Origin of the sequence: Pseudomonas sp. ACM7 (assembly GCF_004136015.1) — a bacterium.
Taxonomy (GTDB): Bacteria; Pseudomonadota; Gammaproteobacteria; order Pseudomonadales; family Pseudomonadaceae; genus Aquipseudomonas; species Aquipseudomonas frigoris.
In genome coordinates this window covers 1431189-1452036 of record NZ_CP024866.1, presented here as the reverse complement: position 1 = coordinate 1452036, position 20848 = coordinate 1431189, and the positions used below count along the sequence as shown (strand labels likewise).

The window sequence follows — 20848 nt, the reverse complement described above, 5'->3', positions numbered from 1 at the left end:
GATAAAGGCAATGCGTTCCGCCTGACACCCCGCACACTTGTAGGAGCTGCCGAAGGCTGCGATCTTTTGACCTTGATTTTTAAGATCAAAAGATCGCAGCCTGCGGGAGCTCCTACGGTGATCAACGGTAATCAGGGAAGACGTGCAGATGAGCGTGCTTGAGTTGTTGAACCAATGGCCATTCGGCGCTACCGACTGGCTGGTAATCGCGTTGGGCATTGCCCTGGCCTACATCGTGTTCGGTATTGCCGGTTTCGGCACCGCGTTGGTGGCGGGGCCGATTCTGATTCTGTTCATGCCGCTGTCGAAGATCGTGCCGCTGTTGGTGCTGCTGGATTTCGTCGCGGCGTTCGGCAATCTGCTGCCTTCGCGACGGGATGTGGCGAAGCCCGAGTTGCTGCGCCTGCTGCCGTGCATGGCGGTGGGCTGCACGTTGGGGGTGATTTTTTTACTGAATCTGAAATCCGATTTGTTGTTGCTGTTGATGGGCCTGTTTATCAGCGCCTATGCGATTTACAGCTTGTGGGTCAAAACCCGTCCGCCGCAATTGTCCGCCGCTTGGGCCGTGCCGATGGGCACCGTGGGCGGGATGTTCGGGGCATTGTTTGGCAGTGGCGGCTTTTTATATGCGATCTATTTGAACAGTCGCCTGCCCAAAGAGGCAGCCCGGGCGACCCAGAGTGCGCTGATCAGTTGCAGCACGGTGGTGCGCTTGAGCCTGTTTGCTGTCGCGGGTGTGTATGCCGAGCTACCCTTGTTGGTATTGGCGCTGTGTTTATTGCCGGCCATGGCATTGGGGCTGTGGATCGGCCGGCGGTTGACCATGAGATTATCCCGCGAGGCGTTTGTGCGGCTGGTGACCTGGTTGGTGCTGGCCAGCGGAATTGCCTTGATCGGACGTTATTTGAGTGCTTGACCTGAGTGTGTCAGGGATTAAGCTGCCGGCCGCAAACCCTGTGGGAGCGAGCTTGCTCGCGATAGCGAACTGGCAGTCGATATCATCGTTGACTGAAAGATTGCCATCGCGAGCAAGCTCGCTCCCACAAGGGTGATCACTCAGGATTTGCAGGGCTGTGCCATGAACTCGCAAAGCATTATTGTCCCGAAAATCTCCACACTGCCGGTGCACGAACCCCGGGCCCGGGCGGTCGTGCGTTGGCTGGTGCGCAAGAACATCGTCAAAGAAGAACTGACCACCTGTGGCCGCACTGGCAACCGCATGGCGCATGCCATCGGCGACGGTGCCCGCGCTGTCGTGCTGCATCCTGAAGCGCTGCCGTTCGGCGAACCGATCAATGGCCTGGAAATCATCACCAAGCGCTGCATCTATACGCCGGCCAAGGGTTTCCTTGAAGAGGCGGGTTGCGCCGAGTGCCGCAAGGAAGTCGGCGAAGCGCTGTTCGACAGCCTGGAAGACTGGATGCCGGGGCGCACCGATAACTTCACTTGTCCGGAGTGCGGGCATGAAGATGACATCAACGGCTTTCTTTTCCTGCAGGATTGCGGCTTTTCCAACCTGGGCTTTATCTTCAACAACTGGGCCGAGGCCGGGTTCAAACAGAGCTTTATCGACGAATTTGCCGATTGGCTCGATCAGCCTGTCAGTTGGGTCAAGGTCGAACTGTGAATGCGATACCCGTGTAGGAGCTGCCGAAGGCTGCGATCTTTTGATCTTGAAATTTTTAGCCGCGCCGAAAATCAAGATCAAAAGATCGCAGCCTTCGGCAGCTCCTACGCGGCAATAACCCCCGTATATCAGTAATGCTAATAATAGACAGAGTTTTACATTGAACCCGAGGGGGTGTCTGACTATAATGGCGCGCTTCCATTTTCCCGCTCGGGAGCCCCCGCGATGCTGCGTATCAGCCAAGAAGCTCTGACATTCGACGACATTCTCCTAGTGCCCGGTTATTCCGAGGTGCTTCCTAACGAAGTCAGTCTCAAGACCCGCCTAACCCGTGGCATCGAGCTGAATATTCCTCTGGTTTCTGCCGCCATGGACACCGTTACTGAAGCCCGTCTGGCAATTGCCATGGCTCAGGAAGGTGGCATCGGCATTATCCACAAGAACATGACCATCGAGCAGCAAGCTGCCGAAGTGCGCAAGGTCAAGCGTTATGAGGCCGGCGTGGTCAAGGACCCGATCACCATCGAGGCTGACGCCACGGTTCGTGAACTGTTCGAACTGACCCGCATGCACAACATCTCCGGCGTTCCGGTTTTGCACGATGGCGACCTGGTCGGCATCGTCACTTCCCGTGACGTGCGTTTCGAAAACCGTCTGGACGCCACCGTCCGTGAAGTGATGACGCCTAAAGAGCGTCTGGTCACGGTCAAGGAAGGCGCCGACAAGAACGACGTCCGCGAGTTGTTGCACAAAAACCGCATCGAACGCGTGCTGATCGTCGACGACAAATTTGCCCTCAAAGGCATGATGACCGTCAACGACATCGAAAAAGCCAAGGCTTACCCGCTGGCCAGCAAGGACGACCAAGGTCGTCTGCGTGTTGGCGCTGCTGTCGGTACCGGTAAAGACACCGGTGATCGCGTAGCTGCCCTGGTCAATGCCGGCGTTGACGTGGTGGTGGTCGATACCGCTCACGGTCACTCCAAAGGTGTGATCGACCGCGTTCGCTGGGTCAAGCAGAATTTCCCTGAAGTGCAGGTCATCGGCGGCAACATCGCCACCGGCGCTGCCGCCAAGGCTTTGGCCGAAGCAGGCGCCGATGCAGTCAAGGTCGGTATCGGCCCAGGCTCTATCTGCACCACCCGTATCGTCGCCGGTGTCGGCGTCCCGCAAATCAGCGCCATCGCCAACGTCGCCGCTGCCCTCGAAGGCACTGGCGTTCCGTTGATCGCCGACGGCGGCATCCGTTTCTCCGGTGACCTGTCCAAGGCCATCGTTGCCGGTGCTTCCTGCGTGATGATGGGCTCGATGTTCGCTGGTACTGAAGAAGCACCGGGCGAGATCGAACTGTTCCAGGGTCGTTCGTACAAGGCTTACCGTGGCATGGGTTCGCTGGGCGCCATGTCCCAGGCTCAAGGCTCCTCCGACCGTTACTTCCAGGACTCTTCGGCAGGCGCCGAGAAACTGGTTCCGGAAGGTATCGAAGGGCGTGTTCCTTACAAGGGCACCCTGAGCGCCATCATCCATCAACTGATGGGCGGCCTGCGTTCCTCGATGGGTTACACCGGCAGTGCCGACATCGAAGAAATGCGCACCAAGCCTGAGTTCGTGCGGATCACAGGCGCCGGTATGGCCGAGTCCCACGTTCACGACGTACAGATCACCAAAGAAGCGCCAAACTACCGCGTAGGTTGAGCCTTCCAGCAATAAGTTAAGTAACCGGGGCTGTTTTCAGCCCCGAGTTGTTTCTGATTCTCTTCACCGAACTGCATAGACGAGACTGACCACATGGCCCTCGACATTCACGCTCACCGCATCCTGATCCTCGACTTCGGTTCCCAGTACACCCAGCTGATCGCCCGCCGCGTGCGTGAAATCGGCGTGTACTGCGAACTGCATCCGTTCGATATGGATGAAGACGCGATTCGCGAATTCGCTCCAAAAGGCGTCATTCTCGCCGGCGGCCCCGAGTCCGTGCACGAAGCCAACAGCCCTCGCTGCCCGCAAGCCGTGTTCGACCTGGGCGTACCGGTCTTCGGTATCTGCTACGGCATGCAGACCATGGCTGAACAGCTGGGTGGCAAGGTTGAAGGTTCCGAACTGCGTGAGTTCGGTTACGCCCGTGTCGACGTGGTCGGCAAAAGCCGCCTGCTCGACGGCATCGAAGACCATATCGACGCCGACGGCCTGTTCGGCCTCGACGTCTGGATGAGCCACGGTGACAAGGTCACCAAGATGCCGCAGGACTTCCACATCCTGGCCAGCACCCCAAGCTGCCCGATCGCCGGCATGTTCGACGATGCTCGTGGCTACTACGGCGTGCAGTTCCACCCGGAAGTGACCCACACCAAGCAGGGCGGTCGCATCCTGTCGCGCTTTATCCTCGACATCTGCGGCTGCGAAGCCTTGTGGACGCCTTCGAAGATTGCTGAAGACGCCATCGCCAACATTCGCGCCCAGGTCGGCACTGACAACGTACTGCTCGGCCTGTCCGGCGGTGTGGATTCCTCGGTGGTTGCCGCGCTGCTGCACAAAGCCATCGGCGACCAGCTGACCTGCGTCTTCGTCGACAACGGCCTGCTGCGTCTGCACGAAGGCGAGCAAGTGATGGCCATGTTCGCCGAGAACATGGGCGTCAAGGTGATCCGCGCCAACGCTGAAGACCAGTTCCTGAACAACCTGGCTGGCGAAAGCGACCCAGAGAAGAAGCGCAAGATCATCGGCCGGACCTTCATCGACGTATTCGATGCCCAGTCCAACAAGCTGGACAACATCAAGTACCTCGCCCAAGGCACCATCTACCCGGACGTGATCGAGTCGGCTGGCGCCAAAAGCGGCAAGGCTCACGTGATCAAGTCGCACCACAACGTGGGCGGCCTGCCGGAAGAAATGAACCTCAAGCTGGTTGAACCCCTGCGCGAGCTATTCAAGGACGAAGTCCGTCGTCTGGGCCTGGAACTCGGCCTGCCGTACGACATGGTCTACCGTCACCCGTTCCCGGGCCCGGGCCTGGGCGTGCGGATCCTCGGTGAAGTGAAGAAGGAATACGCTGACCTGCTGCGTCGCGCCGACCACATCTTCATCGAAGAACTGCGTAAAGCGGACTGGTACCACAAAGTCAGCCAGGCATTCGTGGTGTTCCAGCCGGTGAAATCGGTTGGAGTGGTCGGCGATGGCCGTCGTTACGCCTGGGTAGTTGCCCTGCGTGCCGTGGAAACCATCGACTTCATGACCGCTCGCTGGGCACACCTGCCTTACGAACTGCTGGAAACCGTCAGCGGCCGCATCATCAACGAAATCGAAGGCATCTCCCGCGTTACTTACGACGTGTCGAGCAAGCCGCCAGCGACCATTGAGTGGGAATAATCCCGCGCTAGCCTTGATGGCTTGATCGCAGGTAACTGAAAAGGCCGTGTGAACAATGTTCACACGGCCTTTTTGCATTTTAGACGCCGGGCAGTCGGACGGGGGTCATGCCCATTCTGTGCAGTGCTGAACTCAAGGCGTCAAGGGTTTGAAAGCGTTGGCCGTTGATCTGCCAGGCATCCCGTTCGATGTAGTACCCATTTGCATCATGCTTGATGGGCGTTCGAACGAGTTTGCCACGGGTGATGATGCCGTTGTTGGTGATGACTCTGTTGGTGAGGGTTCTGCTGCGGTGAACCAGAAAGGGTTCACCGGTACTGGTGCTGAGGGTGTAAGTGCCCGGCCTGGGCAGGCCATCCTCCAGCCTTTGCGCCACGACCACGCTTTTCGGCGTCGGGATTTGCAGCAACAAGTCATTTTTGGCAAAACGGGCCGCGTACCCCGGGCCGGGCCCGTCGGCCACCCCCGGGTCGACCTTGATACTGCCGAGCTCATCCGCGCTCACGCTTTCAATACGCAGCCCGATGCTGCCTTCAAGTTCGCTGACACCCTCCACGCCGGCATAGGTATTGGCGTGGCTGTTCCCGACCAACGCCACCCAGCGATGCGCGCCTCTGGCTGTCTGGTCGGCGCCGATGACTTGTCGGGCGAAAAAGTTCATCATTTTTTGCCGAAAATTAATACTTGCCGGTGCAATACCGGTGCTGCGGTAACTGGCCAGGCAGTCGATGGCCTGAACGCGTATGTTATTTTTTTGTGCTGTCCTGACCACCTGCTCAAAGGTGAATTGTTCGCTGGGGTCAGTCGAAAAACCTGCGTCAAGGTCCTTGAGGTAGCTTTCCAGATCCTCGGACATCACTCCAGTGCGATTGAACACATCCAGGTCAGCCTGATGGAAATCGGTCAGCAGATGCTCCATGTACAGGGTTTTGACTTTTTGTTTGCGCAGCACGCTCATATTCTCGATCAGAAACTGTTTGCTGCCCACGCTGGAGTGACTTTCACCGATGACCAGGCTCTGTGACCGCTTGAAAAGAGTCTTGATGATGTCCTTGGTCTTTGCATTCGCGATGAACGATGGAATGGTCGGTCTGGGTCGTAGCGGCGGTTGCGAGTAGAAGGTCACGGCGTCGTCGTGCAGCGTTCGGCGCAGTCTCTTGAAGGCTTCCAGCTCATTGTTCGGATTGTTGAGTTTGATAAAACCGTCCTTCAAATCCCCCTTCGCGGCCATACCCTTGGCCGCCTGTTCGAGGGCTGGCTTGATGTCCTGCGGAACATCGTATGCAGTCGCCGGGGCATCGAAGTCCGGGAGTGACGGCTCGGCCCTGGCAAATAGATCGGAAAACTTGCCACCTCCCGCCAGGCCGGGACGCGTGAGGGCCGTCCATTCACCCAGTTCATTCAGGCGCACCGGTATGTTGCGAAAAAAAGAGTAGGGATTGACTGGGTCGACGATTGTCCAGGACTGCAGTTCATTGCTGTAACGCACCTGAAAAAAACGGTCGTCGATAGCAATGTAGTTACCGCCGGTTGCGGGTTGATAAATGCCCTGAAATTTACCTTCATCACTCACCGGGAAGTCGCCGTCGAGAACCTCATTGGTTTCAAAGGGCGCCAGTATGTCCATATCGGAGGGGCCGGTAGCATCGGCGTCGACGGAGAGGGAGGGCATCGCGGGTGTTTCTACTTCTGTCTTGGACTCTTCCCCGGAGGCAAGCGCCTCTTCTGTCTCGGCGGCCTCTGCAATCTCGGCGGCCTCTGCCAGTTCAGCTGCGCCACGCAGAAATGGCAAATTAAACAGCACATCCACACTGCCAAAAATGGCAGCTTTGACAGCCGCCTTGCGTTCCATTGGAGTAGTGCCGTTGATGGCCTGGTCGATGTGAAGCCCTACATTGGCGATGCCAGCGCCGATGACGACAAGCGCTGCCGGCCATGCAAGGGCGGCCATCGGCCCGAAGGTGTGGTTGAAGGCATTGAGATAGCCTATCCACAGCTTTTTCCTGATCTCGCCATTGGTGTGCAGCAGGAAGTCGGCGTCGCTGCGCATGCGCTCATGGGTCGATTGGTTCAGGTGGGTGAACGCATCACCGGAAATCTTTTCGCCTCGGTAGTGCAACAGATGATAGTCGGCGACGTTATCTTCGCTGGGCAAAACGTCATACGCATGGGTGAGTCCGACATTATCAATTGGCGTTTCTTCAAACGCGTGGATGATCAGGCCGATGCCGCTAAAGTTGGCGAGCTTATGTCCCAGTGAGGTTGGCCTTTCCTGAAGAATGTCGCGCTCCTCCTGTTTGAAGTGCATCAGCATGCGTTCGCGGCCTTCAGCGTCCTTGACCTCATCGACCAGCCATTGGTGCAACTCCTCGACATTGTTAAAGCAGTAAAATCCTCTGGGTTGGCCCGGAATGTAAAGAATGTTCAGGTCACTGTCGTCGGTGATGCTCAGGATATCTGTCGACTCGAAGTGGTCAATGCAAAACTTGCGAGTGGATAAACCGTGCCCCGTGGGAACTTCGTCCATCAGCATTTGGCGGGTGAACGGTCGGTTCACATTTCCGACGACAGCCCTGAGCACGATAGTGAAGTGTTCGCGTGTCAGGTGTCCCTTCTCGTAGTCGTCGATGGCCTTGGCGATGAAGGTGCACTTGGCCAGTGCGCGGAAGTTGGCGCTGTGTTTTTCCCAGAACGCCGTGACAGCCGTCTTGTAACGGTCGCTGAAGTTGATGTCCCAGAAGGCTTTCAGCGCATCCTTGGCGTGCAGGCGAATTTCGTTGGTTTCGTCGTAGTTTCCGGCATTGCCTTCGGCGCGATAGAAGCCGCTGTCGGCGTCCAGAAGGTCAGCGTTATCCTGGTCGTGCACACTGAAACGCTGTATGACCAGTTGCGGGAAGGTCATCGACTCCCTGGGTTTTTCAAACACGTGTTGCCAACCGGTAAAGGTCTTCGAACTGCTTTGCGCGGCGCGGAATCGGTGCCAGTAGACCTTGTCGGGCTCGATGTCGGTGATGTTGTGCTGGAGCAGAATATCTTTGGCGACCTGATACGCCATGGCGTACATATCGGGACAATCGGTAATCAGATCGGGGATCAGGGCCTCGAGCGCCAAGGCATCGGCGGCGTCGGGCAGGAATGTGTCTTGAGTATCGTCCATGATGTTTTCCTTGAATTGAGTGAGTGCAATTGCTGCTACAAAACGGGTCAAGTGGGAATACGCGTTGCCAGCCTCAGGCCTGAGTCGTTAAGGGAGCGGGACAGCGCGTCAATGCTGGGGAAAGGCACGCCGTTTTGCGGCCAGGAGGGCCGGTGTATTACATAGTTGCCATTGACTAGTCGCTGGACGGGCGTACGGGTGATCTGTTTGTCTCTGTTTTGGTGGAGCAGGGTGTAGTCGCCAGCGTTCTTTTTGAACAGGTACTTGCCGGGTAAATTGAGAAGTTTTTCCGTTTGCCGCTCGGTTCTGATTACCGGTGGCGCTTCAATTTGTAGGCGAAGGTCTGCATAAAACATCTCGGAAATACCGCGCATTGTTTCGTGCTGGAGGATGGGGCCACGATCGATCTCGATCTCGATCTCGATCTCGATGCCGGGATCCAGGGTAATGCCCAGGCTTTGGCCAGGATCGACCTCTTCTATTCGCAAGCCGATCCCCCCCCGCAGCTCACTGATGCCTGCCATCCCCCGGAAGGTATTGGTATTTTCCACTCCCGTTAAAACCACCCATTTCCCAGGATGGTTCAACGTGGTATCAGCCTGCATGATCTGGTTCGTCAGGCTGTTGCTCATCATTTGCTCTTCAATCAGCCGGTCGGCGACTGGTTTTTTAAGCGTTACCGAGTTATCGATTGCCTGGACCCGGATATTGTTCTGTTTTGCGCTCTTGATCAGTTCCAGTTCGTTGAAACGTCCGGCAGGGTCCTGGCTGATACTGATCAGGTAGTTTTTCAGATCTTCGGACATGTCCCCCGACTCGAAAAAGCTATTCAGATCCTGCTGGGCAAAATCGTTGAGCAAGCCTCGCATGTAAATCGTGTTCACCCCCCGTTGAGCGAACTCGTGCATGTTTTCAATCATGAAGCGCAGGCTGGTGATGCGGTCCAGGGTTTCACCCACGACCAACCCTTGGGTCACCTCGAACACTCGCTTAATCAGTTCGGCAATGCTCATGGGCTCGTCGACGGTAAATAACATTGGCCGAGGTGGCAGTTCGCTCCACTTCAACTCATTGAAGAACCGACCGGCGTTGCGCTTCAGATCTGCCAGTTTGCGGCTGAAGTAAGGTGCGTAAGAGTCTTCTACTGTGAGCATTTTGTTGATGCGCATCACGCGCACATGAGTGCGTTGCAGATTCAAAGCCCATCCTCTGAGCGCTCGCTTGAATTGAGGATCCGCATCGTATGGCGTTTCCAGGGTGCGAAGGCGCGCCGGTGCGCGGGCTCCTGTCGAGGTACCTGCCTGTGGTTGAGGCGCTGCCCCATCGGAGGTGTTTGCTGTTTGCGCGGAATCGCCGTTGCTCGGTCCGGGTTTCGGTGTCGCTGGTTTGGAGAGGTTTTTACCACCACCCCTCAAACCGCCGCGCAAGATCATTTCCCACTCGTTTTCTTCATTCAGGCGAACTGGAATGTTGCGGTAAAACGAATAGGGATTGGTTGGGTCGATGATTGCCCAGCACTTCAGTTGGTTGTTGTAGCTCACCTGGAAAAAACGATCGTCCATGGCAATGTAATTGCCGCCGCTATCGGGTTGATAGATACCCTTGTACTTACCGTCGTCACTGACCGGGAAATAACCGTCAAGCACCTCATTGGTGTCAAACGGGGCGAGGATCTGGGCATCGGTCGGACCCGCTTCGGCGATCGGCACAGGCAGCCCGGGTGGTGGCGTCAGTTCAGTTTCTGTCTTGGTCGCAAGCGCCTCTTGCGTCTCGGCGGACTCTCCAAGCTCGGCAGCGTCTGCCAGTTCAGCGGCACCCCACAGGAACGGCAAATTGAACAGGACATCCACACTGCCAAATATTGCAGCGGTGACGGCGGCCTTGCGCTCCATCGGAGTGGGGGCGTTGATGGCCTGGTCGATCTGCAATCCGACATTGGCGATGCCGGCACCGATAACCACCAGCGCCGCCGGCCATGCGAGCGCGGCCATTGGCCCGAAGGTGTGGTTGAAGGCGTTGAGATAGCCAATCCATAGTTTTTTCCTGATCTCGCCGTTGGAGCGCAGGAGGAAATTGGCGTCGCTGAGCATGCGCTCGTGGGTGGACTGACTGAGATGGCTGAAGGCATCACCGACGATTTTTTCGCCACGGTAGTGCAGCAAATGATAATCCGCGACGTCATGTTCGCCGGGCAAAACGTCATAGGCATGGGTGAGGCCGACGTTATCAATCGGCGTTTCCTCGAACGCGTGGATGATCAGGCCAATGCCGGTGAAGTTGGCGAGCTTGTGCCCCAGCGAGGTCGGCCGTTCCTGCAAAATGTCGCGCTCTTGCTGTTTGAAGTGCATGAACATGCGTTCACGGCCTTCGGCGTCCTTGACCTCATCGACCAGCCATTGGTGCAACTCCTCGACCTTGTTGAAGCAGTAAAACCCCCTGGGTTCTCCCGGAAGGTAGAGGATGTTCAGGTCGTGCTCGTCGGTAAAGCTGAGGATGTCGGTCGACTCGAATTGATCGATGCAGAATTTGCGGATGGTCAGACCGCTTCCCGGTTGCGCCTCGTCCGTCAGCATTGTTCGAGTCAGTGGCCGGCTAGCGTTGCTGGCGGCGGCTCGCATGACCAGGGTGAGTTGATCACCGGACAAATAGCCGCTCTCATAGCTTTCAATGGCTTTGGCGATGAAAGTGCATTTGGCCATGGCTCGAAAATCGGCACTGTGCTGTTCCCAGAACGTGGCGATGGCAGTCTTGTAGCGGTCGCTGAAGTTTATGTCCCAGAAGGCTTTCAGCGCATCCCTGGCGTGCAGACGGACTTCATTGGTTTCATCGTAGTTTCCGGCATTGCCATCGGCGCAATAGAAGCCGCTGTCAGCATCCAGAAGGTCAGCGTTGTCCTGGTCGTGCACACTGAAACGCTGTATGACCAGTTGCGGGAAGGTCATCGACTCCCTGGGTTTTTCAAATACGTGCTGCCAGCCGGTGAAGGTCTTCGAGCTGCTTTGCGCGGCACGGAATCGGTGCCAGTAGATCTTGTCGGGTTCGATGTCGGTGATGTTGTGCTGGAGCAGAATGTCTTTGGCAACCTGATACGCCATGGCGTACATATCGGGACAATCGGCAATCAGATCGGGGATCAGGGCCGCGAGCGCCAACACATCGGCAGCGTCGGGCAGGGTGATTTCTTGAGTATCGTCCATGATGTTTTCTTGAGAGGTGGTTGGGGCGCTCACTATCTCAAGGGGCATCGGTTCCATCTATAAGGCACTGGGTAGCTGGCGGTGGTCAGTTGCTGACGGAAGACGTAGGAGATCGCGAGTACCAGAGTCAGGCTCAGCGTCGTGCAATGTCAGAAAAGTAAAACTTGTCCAGCGTATGCCGTGATTCGGTGTACTCGAACTGCCGACCATCCTGCAGAAACGTCTGGTTGCTGACCACGATCACATGGCTCTGGCCGTCGAGGTCCAGGTGTTGCTGGTCGTCCTTGCTTCGCGGCACCGCTTCGATGGTGCGCTGGGCGTAGCTGATATGCAGCTGCAGGGTTTGCTCGATGAAGGCGTAGATCGAGTGCTCGGCGATGTCGCGGGACAGGCCGGGAATCACATCGCTGACGAAATGGTTGATATCCAGGATCACGCGTTTGCCGTCGATCCGCCGTACGCGCTTGATCCGCGTGATCAGGCTGCCTTCTTCGGCCTTGATGTGTTCGAGCAGCGGGCCGTCGAGCGGGACCTGAGCGAACTCGACCACTTCGGTGCTGACGTCGTTGCCCAGGCGCGGGTAGGTCTCCTGGAAACTCACGATGCCGCCCAACTGGAATTCGATCGGGTTGGTCGACAGCACGAACGTGCCTTTGCCGTGGACCTTCTGAGCGAAACCGCGCTCCTGCAATTGCTCGATGGCCTTGCGCACAGTGCCGCGGCTGGCCTGATAGCTGTCCATCAGTTCGGTTTCAGAAGGCAACCGCGCGCCGCGTTCCAGACGTTCGGTCGTGATGCTGGCAAGCAGATCGCTGTAGATCTGGTTGTATTTACTCATGGTGATGGCTCTGTACCGCGCTGTGCTCAAGGTTTCGAACCTTAAGGGCAGGGTAGGGGTTTGTCCATGCGGCGTTAGGTTTCTTTGACTTTTGAGGTAGGAAATGTCGCCGCCGGTCGGGTTCAGGATAAACAAAATCAAACTCGTCTGTACGAGTTGTTGCTTTAACTCGTACAGACGAGTACTTTTCGTTTCGGCGTGCTGCCAATAACAAAAAACTACAGCGCAAGGACAATCATGAGCCACGACTATCCGAATATCGCCAGCGAGCTGCTGCAAAGCCTCGGTGGCAGCGCCAACCTCGAGCAGGCCGCGCACTGCGTCACCCGCCTGCGCCTGGCCCTCAAGGACCCGAGCCTGGTCGACAGCGCCACGTTGAACCAGATCGATCTGGTCAAAGGCTCGTTCTTCACCGGCGGCCTGTTCCAGGTGGTCATCGGCCCCGGTGAAGTCGAAAAGGTTTACGCAGAGCTACGCCGTCAAACCGGTCTTGCGGCTTCAACCATCGCCGACGTTAAACAAAAAAGCGCCGACAAGATCAACGCGATGCAGCGCCTGGTGCGGGTGTTTTCCGACGTCTTCATGCCAATCCTCCCGGCGTTGATCATTGCGGGCCTGCTGATGGGCATCAACAACCTGATCGGCGCCAAGGGCATGTTCATCGAGGGCAAGACCCTGCTGGACGCCTATCCGAAGCTTGACGGGCTCTGGAGCCTGATCAACCTCATGGCCAACACCTCGTTTGTGTTCCTCCCGGCGCTGGTGGGCTGGTCGGCGGCCAAACGGTTTGGCGGTAGCGAAATCCTTGGCATCGTGCTCGGCCTGATGCTTGTCCACCCCGACCTGCTCAATGCCTGGAACTACGGCAAAGCGGTGGCCGGGCTGGACGGGCAGAGCCTGCCGTACTTCGACATCCTGGGGTTGTTCCAGATCGAGAAGGTCGGTTACCAAGGGCAGATCCTGCCGATCCTGATGGCGGCTTATGTGATGAGCGTCATCGAGAAATGGCTGCGGGCGCGGGTGCCAAACGCGGTGCAATTGCTGGTGGTGCCGATCACTACCATCGTTGTGACCGGCGTGCTGGCGCTGGCGGTGATCGGCCCGGTGACCCGTCATCTGGGGATTCTCATCACCGAAGGCGTGGTCATGCTGTTCGACCTGGCGCCGATGGTCGGCGGGGCGATTTTCGGTTTGCTCTACGCGCCGCTGGTGATCACCGGCATGCACCACATGTTTCTCGCGGTCGACTTGCAGCTGATCTCCACCCAGGGCGGCACCTTCATCTGGCCGATGATCGTCATGTCTAACCTTGCCCAGGGCAGCGCGGCACTGGCGGTGTTCTACATGACCCGCAACGTGCGGGATAAAAGCATGGCCTCGACCTCGGCGATTTCCGCTTATTTCGGCATCACCGAACCGGCCATGTTCGGGGTCAACCTGCGCTACAAATTTCCGTTCTACGCAGCCCTGATCGGTTCGGCCCTGGGCTGCATTTTCCTGTCGCTGAACAAGGTCCAGGCCTCGGCAATCGGCGTCGGCGGCTTGCCCGGTTTTATCTCGATCATTCCGCAGTTCATTCCGATGTTCGTGATCGGGATGGTGATTGCCATGGTCGTGCCGTTTGTTCTGACCTGTGGGTTGAGCATGAAGATTGTTCGGCCTGGCTATCGGGTCGCCTGATAGATCGCTATCGCGAGCAAGCTCGCTCCCACATTGGAATGCGATCAACTGTGGGAGCGAGCTTGCTCGCGATGAGGCCCTCAAGGCCCGTACAAAACTTATTGAAGGAATCCGCCATGCAAGACTGGCAACGTTCGGTGATCTACCAGATCTACCCGAAGAGTTTTCACAGCCACGCCGGCAACCCCACGGGTGATTTGCTTGGCGTTGTCGCCAAGCTCGATTACCTGCACTGGCTGGGTGTCGATTGCCTGTGGATCACGCCGTTCCTGCGCTCGCCCCAGCGCGACAACGGCTACGACATCAGCGACTACTACGCCATCGACCCGAGCTACGGGACCATGGCCGATTGCGAGTTGCTGATCGCCGAAGCCGGCAAGCGCGGGATCAAGTTGATGCTCGATATCGTGGTCAACCACACCTCCATCGAGAACACCTGGTTCCAGCAAGCCCGCAGCAGCCTCGACAACCCGTACCGGGATTTCTATATCTGGCGCGACCAGCCGAACAACTGGGAATCCAAGTTCGGCGGTTCGGCCTGGGAGTATGAAGCCCAGACCGGTCAGTATTACCTGCACCTGTTCGATCACACTCAGGCCGACCTGAACTGGGATAACCCAAAGGTGCGTGCCGAAGTCTTCAAGATGATGTGTTTCTGGCGCGACAAGGGAGTAGGCGGGTTCCGTCTGGACGTCATCAACCTGATCTCCAAACCGGCGGACTTCCCCGAGGACAACACCGACGGTCGACGTTTCTACACCGATGGCCCGAACGTGCATGAGTACTTGCAGCAAATGCACCGCGAAGTCTTCGAAGGCCATGACCTGATTAACGTCGGCGAGATGTCCTCCACCAGCCTGGAACACTGCATCCGCTACTCGCGACCGGACTCGAAAGAGCTGTCGATGACCTTCAACTTCCATCACCTGAAGGTCGATTACCCGAACCTGCAGAAGTGGATTCGTGCCGACTTCGACTTCCTCGAACTCAAGCGCATTCTCTCCGACTGGCAAACCGGCATGCAGGCCGGCGGTGGCTGGAATGCGCTGTTCTGGTGTAACCATGACCAGCCACGGGTGGTCTCGCGGTTTGGCCATGACGGCGAGTATCGGGTGCTCTCGGCGAAGATGCTCGGCACAGCGCTGCATTTCCTCCAGGGCACGCCGTTCGTGTACCAGGGCGAGGAACTGGGCATGACCAATCCGGGCTTCGATCACATTGATCAGTACCGCGATGTCGAGACGCTGAACATCTTCCGGCTCAAGCGCGAGGCGGGTGCGAGCGATGCCGACAACATGGCGGCGATCATGCAGAAGTCCCGGGACAACGGCCGTACGCCGATGCACTGGAACGCCGAGCCCAACGCGGGTTTCAGCGCTGTCGAGCCGTGGATCGGGGTGCCGGCGAACGCCGAGCAGATCAACGTTGCCGCTCAGCTCGATGATCCGGATTCGGTGCTGCATCACTACCGTCAGTTGATCGCCTTGCGTCGCACTGAGGCGCTGATGTCCGATGGTATCTACCGGCAACTGTTGCCCGAGCACACGCAAATCTGGGCGTACGTGCGTGAGGGTAGGGGTGAACGGTTGCTGGTGCTGAACAACTTCTACGGCACGCCATGCGAAGTCGACCTTCCGGAGGAAGTGATCAGCGAAACCATGGCCCAACGTCTGGTCATCAGTAATTACCCGGACAGTCCGGTGCGAAATAGTCAGGTCCTCCTACGGCCTTATGAGTCGTTCGTGCTGCATATGACCGACTGATCGACCGCAAAAAAACACCGACTCAAAAAAATACGCAGAACGCTGCGCGGGGGAGTTTTGCGCGCCGATTTTGCCGCTGCACACAATAAAAATAATGGGGTAGCTCTTGAAAACAACAATAAATCGCAGCCTTGTAGTGGCGGGCGTGTGCCTGGCTTTGCCTCTTTCGGCCCAGGCGCTGGAGTTCGCCGGTTACTTGCGTAGCGGCGTCGGCACCTCGGTCAATAGCGATAAACAGCAGTGCTTCCAGCTGCCGGGCGCGCAGACCAAATACCGCTTGGGCAACGAATGTGAGCAGTACGCCGAACTGGAATTGCGCCAGGATCTTTACACCCTGGATGACGGTTCGGTGCTGAGCGTCGACGGCATGGCGTCGTTGTACAACCAGTACGACAAGGACCTGACGTTCAACGGTGACAACGGCTCGGTGCGCCTGCCGCAGGCGTACGCGCAATGGTCGAACATGCCCAGCCTCAACGGCGGTTCGCTGTGGGCCGGCCGGCGTTATTACAAACGGAACGATATTCACATTTCCGACTTCTACTACTGGAACCAGAGCGCCACCGGCGGCGGTATCGAGGACGTGCTGATCGGCGATCTGAAATACAGCTACGCCTTCTCGCGCAAGGACAACCTGTACCAGAAGGACTACATCAACCGTCACGACTTCAACGTCGCCGGTTTCAACACCAATCCTGGCGGTGAGTTGGAGTTCGGGCTGAGTTACATCGACAAACCCGACAGCCGCGACGCTCACCGTGGCTGGGCGATCACCACCCAGCATGTGCAGAAAGGCTTTTTGGGCGGCAAGAACAAACTGGCTTTCCAGTACGGCGAAGGTCCCGGCACCGGGTTGGGTTATACCGGTAACGTGAAGCTGGACGACAGCAACAAAAGTTACCGGGTGGTGGAATTCTTCGACTGGCAAGTGACGCCGCGATTTGGCGGGCAAGTCGAGGCGGTTTACCAGAAAGACATTCGCCAGGACGGCAGTGATCAGAACTGGATTTCCCTGGGCGTTCGCCCGACCTATGCGATCACCGAGCAGTTCAAACTGGTGACCGAACTGGGTCACGACCAGGTCGAAGCCCCGGGCGGCACGCGCAAGCTGAGCAAGTTCACCTTCGCTCCGACCTGGTCGCCCAAAGGTCCGGAATTCTGGGCACGCCCCGAGGTGCGTTTGTATTACACCTATGCGAGCTGGAACGAGGCGGCCAAACGGGCGGCCAATGAACTGGCGAAGGGGTCGGCGTTGTCCGACACCGGCGCCTTCGGCACGGCGCGACACGGTTCGAATGTCGGATTGCAGGTCGAGTACTGGTGGAAATAAGCGATGCTGTCGGAGCCTCGCGCTCCATCGGCACTTCAAAGAACAAAACAGCAGGTGACGTCATGGCCACACCCCAACAATTGCAATTGCACGCGCCCCTGTCCGGCGTATTGATGCCACTGGACCTCGTGCCCGATCCGGTGTTTTCCAGCCGCGTGATAGGCGATGGCCTGTGCATCGATCCGACTTCAACGACGTTGTGCGCGCCGCTGGCAGGGGTTGTCAGCAATGTGCAGGCCAGCGGGCATGCAGTCAGCATCACCGACGAAAACGGCGTGCAGGTGTTGATGCACATTGGCCTCGACACGGTGAACCTGGCGGGAAAGGGTTTCACGCGGTTGGTGGAGGAGGGCGAGCAGGTTGACGTCGGGCAGTCGCTGATCGAGTTCGATGCCGATTTTGTTGCATTGAATGCCCGCAGCCTGCTGACGTTGATGCTGGTGGTCAGTGGCGAGCCCTTCACTTGGCTGACGCCGGAAACGGGTTTGGTAGACAGTGGCCAGCCGCTACTGAGTTTGCAGCCCATCGAGCAGGCAACGGATGAGCCAGTGCCGGAACAGGGCGAAGCACTGTTTTCCAAACCAGTGACACTGGCCAATCCGAACGGTTTACACGCTCGACCGGCAGCGGTGTTCGCCCAGGCGGCGAAAGGTTTTTCGGCGAGCATTTACCTGCATAAACAGCAGGAAAGTGCGAACGCGAAATCCCTGGTGGCGATCATGGCGTTGCAGACGGGGCACGGTGATGTTGTGCAAGTCAGCGCGGCCGGTCCGGATGCTGAAGCGGCGATCAAGACGCTGGCCGAACTGCTGGTGAGTGGATGCGGTGAAACGGTGGCGACCTCGGCGCAGGTTGAGGCGAAGGCGATTGAGGCCTCATCGCTGACGGTGTTGCGTGGGGTGTGCGCATCGGCAGGATCGGCGTTTGGCCAAGTGGTGCAGATAGCCGAACAACCCCTGGAAGTGAATGAACTCGGCGCCACACCGCTGGTTGAGCGTGATCATCTGTCCCGCGGCTTGGCCGAGGCGTTGGTGGCCCTGCAACAGTTGCGTGATAACGCCATTGGCAGCGCGCAGGCAGACATCTTCAAGGCTCACCAGGAACTGCTCGAAGACCCGGGTTTGTTGGAAGTGGCTCACGTGCTGATCGACGAAGGCAAAAGCGCCGGATTTGCTTGGCGCGCGGCCACCGAGTCGGCGGCAACCTTGTTCAAAAGCCTGGGCAATGCCTTGCTGGCGGAGCGGGCGGCGGACCTGGCCGATGTCGGCCAGCGAGTGCTCAAGCTGATCCTTGGCGTACAGGATCAGGCGATGGAGCTGCCTGAAGGGGCGATCCTGATCGCCGAACAACTGACGCCGTCACAGACCGCCGGGCTCGATACCCGCAAGGTACTGGGTTTCGCCACGGTCGCTGGCGGCGCTACGAGCCACGTCGCGATCCTCGCGCGTGCGTCCGGTTTGCCGGCGATCTGCGGGTTGCCCGTTCAGGTGCTGGGGCTGGCCAATGGCACTCAAGTGTTGCTCGACGCCGACAAGGGCGAGCTGCATCTGGACCCGGATCTGGCGGCCATCGAGCAACTGCAAGCCAATCGCCAGCGCCAGCAGAAGCGCCATCAACATGAGTTGGCGCACGCTGCGCTGGCGGCTTGTACCCGCGATGGACACCACGTTGAAGTGACGGCCAACATCGCCTCGCTGGCTGAAGCGGAGCAGGCCATGGCACTGGGAGGCGAGGGCGTCGGATTGCTGCGTTCGGAGTTTCTTTATCTGGATCGCAATCATGCGCCGAGCCATGACGAACAGGCATCCACCTACAGCGCCATCGCCCGCGCCCTGGGGCCGGCGCGCAATCTGGTGGTGCGCACACTGGATGTCGGCGGCGACAAACCGTTGGCCTACGTGCCGATGGACAGCGAAACCAACCCGTTCCTCGGTATGCGCGGAATTCGTTTGTGTCTGGAGCGCCCGCAGCTGTTGCGCGATCAGTTCAAAGCGATCCTGAGCAGCGCCGGGCTGGCCCGTCTTCACATCATGTTGCCCATGGTCGCGCAGCTGTCGGAGTTGCGACGGGCCCGGCAGCTGCTTGAGGAAGAGGCGCTGGCATTGGGCCTCACAGAATTGCCGAAGCTGGGGATCATGATCGAAGTGCCGGCAGCGGCCCTGATGGCCGACCTGTTTGCGCCTGAAGTGGATTTCTTCTCGATCGGCACCAACGACCTGACCCAATACACCCTGGCCATGGACCGCGATCACCCGCGCCTGGCCAGTCAGGCCGACAGCTTTCATCCGTCGGTGCTGCGTTTGATTGCCAGCACCGTGAAGGCCGCCCACGCCCATGGCAAATGGGTCGGTGTGTGCGGCGCCATGGCTTCGGAAACGCTGGCGGTGCCGTTGTTGCTGGGACTTGGGGTGGATGAACTGTCGGTGAGCGTGCCGCTGATTCCGGCGATCAAAGCGGCGGTTCGCGAAGTGGATCTGGGGGACTGCCAGGCCATCGCCCAACAGGTGCTGGGCCTGGAAAGCGCTGAGCAAGTGCGTGAGGCGTTGCGGCTGTATCACGAGGCAACGGTCGATACTTCACTGGTACTGGAGAACTGAGCATGTTCGAGAAAATGCAGCGGGCGTTCTGGAAAGCGTTGACCCCGGACCTGATCGTGGATGAGCCGAAAGTGGTTGCTCAGTCTGTTTCCGGTTTGCCTGCGAATGTAGTGGCGGCGTTGGGCGGTGTGGATAACCTCAAGTCGCAGCAGCCGGTGGCACTGACCCGGGTTCGCGTGGAGTTGCGGGATGTGGGGCGGATGGATCGGCAGGCTTTAAGTAGGGCAGGTGTGCCGGGAGTCATGAGGCTGGATGACGGGGTGGTGCATCTGATCACTGGTCTCCAGGCATAAACACAACCCTGTGGGAGCGAGCTTGCTCGCGATGCTTTTGGCGTTCCCGAAAATGCCATCGCGAGCAAGCGTCCGGCACTACTCCGAAGGCCGGGCCTTCAATCGTCGCCCTAACACATCCAGCACATCACACCCATCCCGTAACGGAATGGCACAGAGCAAAGCAAAATCACTAAGAATGAAGGACTGACACTCGATCGAACCGCGCATGGACAAGTTCTCCATCACTTGGGTGACGGCGCGAATTCGGTAGCTGGCAGCGTCATACAAAACATCCAGCGGCGCTTGGGTGTCGACGAACAGGGTTGGCATATCGTCGCAATTGCTGGTGAGGGCCATGAAGCGGTTTTGGGGATGGGGGGTTGGTTTTATGTAGGGTGGATCGGGGTGAAGTGTTTTCATCGATTTTAGTCCTAACGTATGGATTGACGCCGCCAGAAATCGCTTCCACGCAATGGGTGGCGGCTGTACGCAGGTGTGGAAGACCGGGACGTTAGGCACCCGGCGCACTCGAAAGCGCCCCGCGCACAGCCACCATAAAACACAGACGATAAAAAACGCCGAACTGGTGGCGCTTGATGCGCCTAACGATAGAAGGGCTTCCACGCCCTGTCACTGAATTTGCAGTGACAGGGCAAAGACTATCGATAGAACTCATTTCGCACCAGTTCATGAAAACCGCTACAACTTGAAGGAAACTTCCGTAACCGATCCACGAACTACACCTACCTCAAGATGAGGCAGTCGTTTACCGTGGCATCTCTGGCGAGCAGTTCCATGGCAGCAAGGCTTCGTAGTCCCCAACCGATTGTGCCTGCGGTAGTCTTTCCAGTACGTGGCGCAGCCACGTATAAGGCTCCTGGCCGTTGACCTTGGCGGTCTCGACCAAACTGTAGATCTGCGCACTGGCGGTGGCACCCTTGGGCGTGTCGCTGAACAGCCATGCCTTGCGCCCGATTACAAACGGCTTTATCGCGCGCTCCGCCGCGTTGTTGTCGAT

The 20848-nt window shown here is 58.1% G+C and carries 14 protein-coding genes; 9 read left to right on the top strand and 5 right to left on the bottom strand.

Going from position 1 to position 20848, the window contains the following annotated elements:
• Positions 1-148: 148 nt before the first annotated feature.
• From CUN63_RS06865 to guaA, 4 genes are all read left to right on the top strand, one after another.
• Positions 149-916, top strand: a complete 768-nt coding sequence (locus tag CUN63_RS06865; RefSeq protein WP_129438168.1) for a sulfite exporter TauE/SafE family protein — start codon at positions 149-151, stop codon at positions 914-916.
• 162 nt (positions 917-1078) lie between these two features.
• Positions 1079-1627 (top strand): sugar ABC transporter ATPase, encoded by a 549-nt coding sequence (locus tag CUN63_RS06860; protein WP_129438159.1) that lies wholly within the window; start codon positions 1079-1081, stop codon positions 1625-1627.
• 225 nt (positions 1628-1852) lie between these two features.
• On the top strand, positions 1853-3322 hold the full coding sequence (gene guaB, locus CUN63_RS06855; RefSeq protein ID WP_123368331.1) for an IMP dehydrogenase: 1470 nt from the start codon (positions 1853-1855) through the stop codon (positions 3320-3322).
• Positions 3323-3415: 93 nt separating this feature from the next.
• Positions 3416-4993 (top strand): glutamine-hydrolyzing GMP synthase, encoded by a 1578-nt coding sequence (guaA, locus tag CUN63_RS06850; RefSeq protein WP_129438157.1) that lies wholly within the window; start codon positions 3416-3418, stop codon positions 4991-4993.
• Positions 4994-5072: 79 nt separating this feature from the next.
• On the opposite strand, the gene CUN63_RS06845 is transcribed toward guaA, so the two are convergent.
• The 3 genes from CUN63_RS06845 to treR form a co-directional block, all read right to left on the bottom strand.
• Positions 5073-8150, bottom strand: a complete 3078-nt coding sequence (locus CUN63_RS06845; protein ID WP_129438155.1) for a membrane-targeted effector domain-containing toxin — start codon at positions 8148-8150, stop codon at positions 5073-5075.
• 47 nt (positions 8151-8197) lie between these two features.
• Positions 8198-11347, bottom strand: coding sequence for a membrane-targeted effector domain-containing toxin (locus CUN63_RS06840; protein WP_129438154.1), 3150 nt, complete (start codon positions 11345-11347; stop codon positions 8198-8200).
• A 133-nt stretch (positions 11348-11480) separates the two neighbouring features.
• On the bottom strand, positions 11481-12185 hold the full coding sequence (gene treR, locus CUN63_RS06835) for a trehalose operon repressor (RefSeq protein WP_129438152.1): 705 nt from the start codon (positions 12183-12185) through the stop codon (positions 11481-11483).
• A 237-nt stretch (positions 12186-12422) separates the two neighbouring features.
• Between treR and treP the strand changes: the two genes are divergently transcribed.
• From treP to CUN63_RS06810, 5 genes are all read left to right on the top strand, one after another.
• Complete coding sequence (gene treP, locus CUN63_RS06830) at positions 12423-13865, top strand: PTS system trehalose-specific EIIBC component (RefSeq protein WP_129438150.1); 1443 nt, start codon at positions 12423-12425, stop codon at positions 13863-13865.
• Positions 13866-13981: 116 nt separating this feature from the next.
• Complete coding sequence (treC, locus tag CUN63_RS06825) at positions 13982-15628, top strand: alpha,alpha-phosphotrehalase (RefSeq protein ID WP_129438148.1); 1647 nt, start codon at positions 13982-13984, stop codon at positions 15626-15628.
• Between the two features lie 106 nt (positions 15629-15734).
• A complete protein-coding gene (locus CUN63_RS06820; protein WP_129438146.1) occupies positions 15735-16958 on the top strand; it encodes a carbohydrate porin in 1224 nt (407 codons plus the stop codon).
• 62 nt (positions 16959-17020) lie between these two features.
• The gene (gene ptsP / locus CUN63_RS06815) at positions 17021-19555 is read left to right on the top strand and encodes a phosphoenolpyruvate--protein phosphotransferase (protein ID WP_129438144.1); all 2535 of its coding nucleotides are present in this window, start codon (positions 17021-17023) and stop codon (positions 19553-19555) included.
• A gap of 2 nt (positions 19556-19557) precedes the next feature.
• On the top strand, positions 19558-19848 hold the full coding sequence (locus tag CUN63_RS06810; RefSeq protein WP_129438142.1) for a PTS transporter subunit EIIB: 291 nt from the start codon (positions 19558-19560) through the stop codon (positions 19846-19848).
• Between the two features lie 78 nt (positions 19849-19926).
• Here the strand turns inward: CUN63_RS06810 and CUN63_RS06805 are convergent, their stop codons facing one another.
• Together CUN63_RS06805 and CUN63_RS06800 are read right to left on the bottom strand one after the other, a co-directional pair.
• On the bottom strand, positions 19927-20250 hold the full coding sequence (locus tag CUN63_RS06805) for a hypothetical protein (RefSeq protein WP_129438140.1): 324 nt from the start codon (positions 20248-20250) through the stop codon (positions 19927-19929).
• A 346-nt stretch (positions 20251-20596) separates the two neighbouring features.
• On the bottom strand, positions 20597-20848 hold a 252-nt coding region (locus tag CUN63_RS06800; RefSeq protein WP_165353237.1), incomplete at its 5' end, for a transposase domain-containing protein.

What these genes read in the sequence shown, in the direction of transcription:
- CUN63_RS06845 (WP_129438155.1), bottom strand. Translation starts at nt 8,150, where the DNA reads ATGGACGATACTCAAGACACATTCCTGCCCGACGCCGCCGATGCCTTG.
- treC (WP_129438148.1), top strand. Translation starts at nt 13,982, where the DNA reads ATGCAAGACTGGCAACGTTCGGTGATCTACCAGATCTACCCGAAGAGT.
- CUN63_RS06840 (WP_129438154.1), bottom strand. Translation starts at nt 11,347, where the DNA reads ATGGACGATACTCAAGAAATCACCCTGCCCGACGCTGCCGATGTGTTG.
- guaA (WP_129438157.1), top strand. Translation starts at nt 3,416, where the DNA reads ATGGCCCTCGACATTCACGCTCACCGCATCCTGATCCTCGACTTCGGT.
- guaB (WP_123368331.1), top strand. Translation starts at nt 1,853, where the DNA reads ATGCTGCGTATCAGCCAAGAAGCTCTGACATTCGACGACATTCTCCTA.
- CUN63_RS06810 (WP_129438142.1), top strand. Translation starts at nt 19,558, where the DNA reads ATGTTCGAGAAAATGCAGCGGGCGTTCTGGAAAGCGTTGACCCCGGAC.
- CUN63_RS06805 (WP_129438140.1), bottom strand. Translation starts at nt 20,250, where the DNA reads ATGAAAACACTTCACCCCGATCCACCCTACATAAAACCAACCCCCCAT.
- CUN63_RS06865 (WP_129438168.1), top strand. Translation starts at nt 149, where the DNA reads ATGAGCGTGCTTGAGTTGTTGAACCAATGGCCATTCGGCGCTACCGAC.
- treP (WP_129438150.1), top strand. Translation starts at nt 12,423, where the DNA reads ATGAGCCACGACTATCCGAATATCGCCAGCGAGCTGCTGCAAAGCCTC.
- CUN63_RS06860 (WP_129438159.1), top strand. Translation starts at nt 1,079, where the DNA reads ATGAACTCGCAAAGCATTATTGTCCCGAAAATCTCCACACTGCCGGTG.
- ptsP (WP_129438144.1), top strand. Translation starts at nt 17,021, where the DNA reads ATGGCCACACCCCAACAATTGCAATTGCACGCGCCCCTGTCCGGCGTA.
- treR (WP_129438152.1), bottom strand. Translation starts at nt 12,185, where the DNA reads ATGAGTAAATACAACCAGATCTACAGCGATCTGCTTGCCAGCATCACG.